The sequence below is a fragment of the Polaromonas sp. genome, assembly GCF_013817205.1.
Taxonomy (GTDB): domain Bacteria; phylum Pseudomonadota; class Gammaproteobacteria; order Burkholderiales; family Burkholderiaceae_C; genus Polaromonas.
In genome coordinates this window covers 1-6,096 of the sequence record NZ_JACDDD010000124.1, presented here as the reverse complement: position 1 = coordinate 6,096, position 6,096 = coordinate 1, and the positions used below count along the sequence as shown (strand labels likewise).

Below are 6,096 nucleotides of genomic sequence, written 5' to 3'. Positions count from 1 at the left end.
GATGCGCAGGCTGCTGACCTGGCCATTCGTATCCAGCGAGGCGCGCAAGCGCGCGACCTGCATGGGCCGATAGAAGTCATGCGTGCTGTCTTCCTCACGCGACCAGATCAATTGCACCGGCCGGCCGCCGCAATCCATGGCGACGCGCACGGCCTGGGCGATGTAGTCCACCTCCAATCGGCGGCCAAAGCCGCCGCCCAGCAGCGTGACGGTCACGCTCACATCCTCCACCGGCACACCGGCAACTCGCGCGGCGATGGCAGCGCCCATCTGCGGCACCTGAGTCGGTGCCCATATATGGACTTTGCCGTCACGGACCTGCGCCGTACAGTTCATGGGCTCCAGGGTCGCGTGGGCCAGATAGGGTGCGCGGTACACCGCCTCGATATGGCGCGTGGCGCCGGCTTCGGCCTGGTCCGTCGCACCTTTCTCATAAAAGGTGAGGCCGCGCCCTTCCTGAAGTGCAGCTTCCAGCTCAGCTTCGATCCGGCGCGAATCCAGGGCCCCGGCGGGCCGCTGCTGCCAGTTGACAGCCACAGCCTGCGCTGCCTGCTGAGCCTGCCACCAGCTTTTGCCAACCACCGCAAAGCCAGCGGTGGAGCCGGCATGGGCCGGCAAACGCAGCACACGCTCCACGCCCGGCATGGTCAGTGCGGCCGGGATATCGATGGCGCCGGGTGCGCCGCCCAGCATGGGGCACTGGCGAATGGAGGCATACAACATGCCCGGCAGGCGAACGTCGATTCCAAAGCGGGCCGAGCCGTCGACCTTGTCTGGAATATCGCGGCGCGGCGCGCTCCGGCCGATCAGCTTCCAGTCCTTGCGCTCCTTGAGCGTGACCTTGCCCGGCGGCGTCGCGGCAGCGAAGCGGGCTAGCTCACCGTAGTGGGCTGATTTACCCGAGGGATGCGAAATCACGCCCTCGCGCACCGTGAACTCGGCCACCGGCAGCCGCCATTGCAGGGAAGCCGCACCCAGCAGCGAGGCCCGCGCGGTTGCAGCGGCAGTACGCACTACGGTCCAGGCATCGGCCACGCTGCTGGAACCGCCCGTCGCATTGATGCCCAACTCGCGCGCCAGCTTGCGAACCACCCATTGCCCAGCCTCCACCTTGAAGGGGCGCTGCTCGGCCTCCTGCGGGTGAAAGGGCAGGCCGACCACCAGCATCGCAACATTGCCGTAAATCGCATCGGTGCCGGCCGGCGCGATGTGAATGCGCGACAGCGGCAGATCCAACTCCTCCGCCGCCAGCATCGGCAAGGCCGTGTGGACGCCCTGCCCCATCTCGCTGCGCGGCATAGCCAGCAGGACCGCGCCATCCGGCAGGACCTTGATCCAGCCATTCAGTGCAACTTCGCCCTCGATGGGCGGCCATAGCTTGCCGGAGCCGGTGCGCGAGCGCGGTGGCAGCAGGCCCCAACCCACGATCAACGCGCCGGCTGCACCGGCAGCACTGAACAGCCACGTCCTTCTTTTCATGCACGCTTCTTCGCGGGGCCGGCGGAGCCCATGCCAGCCGCGCGCTTGATTGCCACGCGGATGCGCTGGTAGGTGCCGCAACGGCAGAGGTTGGTCATGGCCGCATCAATGTCGGCGTCGGTGGGTTTGGGTGTCTTTTCAAGCAGGGCTGCAGCCGCCATCAGCATGCCGGACTGGCAATAGCCGCATTGCGGCACTTGCTCGGCAATCCAGGCCTGCTGCAGCGCATGCAGCTTGCCGGGGCTGCCCAGCGCTTCAATGGTCTGGATGCGTTTGCCGGCCAGAGTCGATGCCGGCGTGATACAGGAGCGGACCGCCTGGCCGTCGATCCGCACGGTGCAAGCGCCGCAGGCCGCCACACCGCAGCCAAACTTGGTGCCCGTCATGTTGAGCAGGTCCCGCAACACCCATAACAGGGGCATAGCCGGGTCGGCATCGACCTGCACAAGTTTTCCGTTGATCTGTAAATCCATGGGCCAGGCTTCCGGTGGGCGGGCGGATCAGGGGGAGCTGCGCCGCAGATTCCGGTTAACTATAGCGACGACCCGTGGGCTGCAATAGCCCGAACTCCAGCATGCAAAACGGCGCACCCGGATAATCCCTAGCAACATGGCACTAATTACACTTCTTGACGCTCAACTCGCTTTTGGGCACGTCGCCCTGCTGGACCACGCAGATTTTTCACTCGAAACCAACCAGCGCATCGGCCTGATCGGCCGCAACGGCACCGGCAAATCCTCGCTGCTCAAAATCCTCGCCGGGCTGGAAAAGCCCGACGACGGCACCTTGCAGCTGCAAAACAACCTGCGCATTGCCTACGTGCCGCAAGAGCCCAGCCTGGACCCGCATGCTACTGTTTTCATAGCTGCCAGCGCAGGACTGGCAAGGACCAGGCACGTAGTAGAGCAATATTTGGCGGCCGACGAACACACCGACCTGGACGCCCTGCAGTCCGAAATCGAGGCGCTGGACGGCTGGAACTGGGAGCAGCGCGTCGAGGAAACCCTGCACCGCCTGCATCTGGACAAGGACGCCATCGTCGGCTCGCTTTCAGGCGGCACCAAAAAACGCGTGGCGCTGGCCCAGGCGCTGGTCGCCAAGCCCGACGTGCTGCTGCTGGATGAACCGACCAACCACCTGGACCTGGACTCGATTGCCTGGCTGGAAGAACTGCTGGTCAATTTCAACGGCAGCATCATCACTATCACTCACGACCGGGCCTTTCTCGATCAAGTCGCGACAGCCATCGTCGAGCTGGACCGCGGCAAGCTGCTGACCTACCCCGGCAACTTTGCGCAGTACTTGGTGCAAAAAGAAGACCAGATGGCGCAAGAAGCCGTGATCAACGCCAAGGCCGACAAGCTGTTGGCGCAAGAAGAAGTGTGGATTCGCAAAGGCGTGGAAGCGCGTCGCACCCGCAGCGTGGCCCGTATCGGCCGGCTTGAAGCGCTGCGCGACAACCGCGCCGCACGGCGGGATGCGGTCGGCCGAGTCAACCTCGATGTTTCCAGCGGTGAAAAAAGCGGCAGGATCGTGGCGGAACTGACCGATGTGTCCAAAAGCTTTGGCCACCCGGGCTCGGAAAAAATCATCGTCAACAAGTTCACCGGCACCCTGCTGCGCGGCGACAAGGTGGGCCTGCTGGGCCCGAATGGCGCGGGCAAAACCACGCTGCTCAAGCTCATTCTTGGCGAGTTGCAGCCCGACGTGACGAATCCGCCCGGCAAGATTCGCCAGGGCGCGAACCTGCAGGTGGCTTACTTTGACCAGATGCGCGACAGCCTGGACCTGGACGCGACGCTGGAAGACTTCATCAGCCCCGGCAGCGAGTGGGTCGAAATCAACGGCCAGAAAAAGCACGTCAAGAGTTACCTGACCGACTTTCTCTTTTCGCCAGCGCGCGCCAACTCACCGGTGCGCACGCTGTCCGGCGGTGAACGCAACCGATTGCTGCTGGCGCGGCTGTTCGCCCGCCCGGCGAACGTGCTGGTACTGGACGAGCCGACCAACGACCTGGACATCGACACCCTGGAACTACTGGAAGACCTGCTGCAGAACTATGAAGGCACGGTGTTTCTGGTCAGCCATGACCGGCGTTTCCTGGACAACGTGGTCACCAGCACGATTGCCTACGAAGGCACGCCTGAGAACCCGGGCTTCTGGCGTGAGTACGAAGGCGGCGTGACGGACTGGCTGACCCAATCGAAACGCGCGGCCCAGCTGGCCGGCAGCAGCAAAACCCCCACCAGCTCCGCCGCCGCCAAAACTTCAGGCAAAAACACGTCCCAGCCCATGCAGGACGGGCGCGAGGCGCTATCAAAAAAGAAGCTGAGTTACAAGGAGCAGCGTGAACTGGACGGCCTGCCGGCGCTGATCCAGCAGTTGGAGTCACAGCAAAAGGCGATCACACAGGAACTCTTCGACGGCACGCTTTACACCAGCAATGCCAAACGTGCGGCCGAGCTGAATGCCCGCAACAGCAAGATCGAGGAAGAGCTGATGGACGCGTTGCAGCGCTGGGAAGCGCTGTCGGGCTAGCGGCAGCGGGCGCGCCGCTGGCTTCGAGGCGGGCGCCTACAAGATATTGGGCAAGTGTCGGTCGGGGTCATCCCCCGCTGAAACACCTGCTTACGCTACAGTGGCTTGCAACTCCAAAGCCCCCCTCATGAACCTCTGTGCGCCGTCGCCTGCCACCCTGACTTCCACCGCCTGGCGGTGGTTTGCCTTGCTAACGCTGGTGGTCTGGCTCGCCGGCTGCGCCTCGTTGCCCAGCGAAGTCGACCGCCCGGTGTCCACCGCGCTGGCCAACCCCGAAAAAACCCGTCTCGGCAATGCGGTGCAGCAGCGCGCCGCCAAGGCGGGCACGCGCAATGATTCGGGGTTCGCGCTGGTCAACAGCGCCGAGCTGGCTTTTACCAGCCGCATGGCGCTGATCAACGCTGCGGAAAAAACCCTGGACATCCAGTATTACGCCATCCACGCCGACGAAACGACGGACCGCATGTTCGATGCCCTGCGCGCCGCAGCCGCACGCGGCGTGCGCATCCGTATCCTGCTCGACGACTTCAATACCGCAGGTAAAAACGCCCAGGTGCTGAAGATCGCCTTCGAACGCAACATCGAACTGCGGCTATTCAACCCGCTGCCGGGCGGCCGCGGTTCACTGTTTTTCCGTCTTCTGGGCTCGCTGAACGATGTGGACCGCATGCAGCGGCGCATGCACAACAAGATTTTTGTCGCCGACAACGCGATCGCCATCACCGGCGGCCGCAACCTCGGCGAGACCTATTTCGGCCAGGGTGAAAACACCAACTTCATCGACGCCGACGTGCTGGCAGCCGGCCGCATTGCACGCGAACTCTCGCGCAGCTTCGACCTCTACTGGAACAATCCGCTGGCCTATCCGGTGCAGTCCTTGATGACCCGGGAAGACATCGAAAAGCTCAAAGCGCCGCCCGCTCCCAAAACAGCCGCCCCGCTGGACAACCCCGCATTACCGGGCACCGACGGTGCCGGCACTGCCAGCGCCGCCGCACCAGCGCCAGCCAAACCGGCCGGCGTGCGCACCACCACCGCCCCCGACGGCACGGTCAGCGTGATCGAACCGCTGCCCGACAGCACCAACCTCGCGCTGCTCGACTGGACCTGGGCCCCGGCGGTGCTGCTGGTCGACAAACCATCCAAAATTGCCGCCGACGCGGATGATGTGAAGGAGGCGCAGGACACCACCGTTGACGGCCTGCTGCAACTGATGTCGCAGGCCAGCAGCGACCTGCTGATTGTCTCGCCCTACTTCGTGCCCGGACGGCGCATGATGGATCAGTTCACGGCGATCCGGCAAAAAGGTGTGCGCATCCGTGTGCTGACCAACTCGCTGGCATCCAACGACGCGCCCGCCGCACATGTGGGTTACGCCCGCTATCGCAAGGAACTGCTGGCCCTTGGGATCGAGATTTACGAAATGCGTGCCGAGCAGCAGGGCTCGCTGACCAGCTTCGGCTCGACGGGGAGTTCCGGCTCGACCAGCGGTTCGCGGGCCAGCCTGCACTCCAAAATGGTGGTGCTGGATCGCAGCTTGCTGGTGATCGGCTCGATGAACCTGGACTTGCGTTCGCAACTGCAAAACACCGAAGTGGCGCTGGCCATCCGCAGCGCCAAGCTGGCCAATGACACCATCGCGCTGATCGAGCCGGCTATGGCGCGAGGGGCCTACAAGGTAGAACTGGAAAACGGGCTGCTTGTCTGGCGCGCACCCCAAGGCTCGGTACTGAAGGATGCGCGAACCGAGCCCGACGCCAGCGCTGGGCTCAAGCTGATGCTCAAGCTGATTGGCCCTTTCGCGCCCGAAGAAATGCTTTAGGCGGACGGCCGGGCGGAAGGGAAATGCTGCTTGGCAAGGGGGAGTCATGGGCGTGGACTCCTGAAGGACACCGCAAGGTTAAACCCGGCACCTTGGCGCCATGTCAAGCCCCCGCCCTTTTGCGTGATCCGTAAGCGTCTGGCCAACCCCTTCTTGAGTTTGAGCGCGTAAGCGGCAACGATGGTGTCCACCAATGAATTTAGGTGGACACCATGAAAGAGTTCAGGAAGACACGTCGGCGCCATAGCGCCGAGCTC

At 63.8% G+C, this 6,096-nt stretch carries 4 protein-coding genes; 2 read left to right on the top strand and 2 right to left on the bottom strand.

The genetic code is table 11. The features are described from left to right. Both H0W47_RS18020 and H0W47_RS18015 read right to left on the bottom strand, forming a co-directional pair. The coding region (locus tag H0W47_RS18020) for a molybdopterin cofactor-binding domain-containing protein (protein WP_296926908.1) at positions 1-1,479 on the bottom strand (1,479 nt) is incomplete at its 3' end. Continuing rightward, on the bottom strand, positions 1,476-1,952 hold the full coding sequence (locus tag H0W47_RS18015) for a (2Fe-2S)-binding protein (protein ID WP_296926906.1): 477 nt from the start codon (positions 1,950-1,952) through the stop codon (positions 1,476-1,478). The genes H0W47_RS18015 and H0W47_RS18020, both read right to left, overlap by 4 nt. 136 nt (positions 1,953-2,088) lie before the next feature. Between H0W47_RS18015 and H0W47_RS18010 the strand changes: the two genes are divergently transcribed. Together H0W47_RS18010 and H0W47_RS18005 are read left to right on the top strand one after the other, a co-directional pair. Continuing rightward, a complete protein-coding gene (locus H0W47_RS18010; RefSeq protein ID WP_296926904.1) occupies positions 2,089-4,017 on the top strand; it encodes an ABC-F family ATP-binding cassette domain-containing protein in 1,929 nt (642 codons plus the stop codon). A 127-nt stretch (positions 4,018-4,144) separates the two neighbouring features. Further along, positions 4,145-5,839 carry a phospholipase D family protein gene (locus H0W47_RS18005; protein ID WP_296926902.1) on the top strand — a complete coding sequence of 565 codons (1,695 nt, stop codon included), beginning with the start codon at positions 4,145-4,147 and terminating at the stop codon, positions 5,837-5,839. Positions 5,840-6,096: the final 257 nt, after the last annotated feature.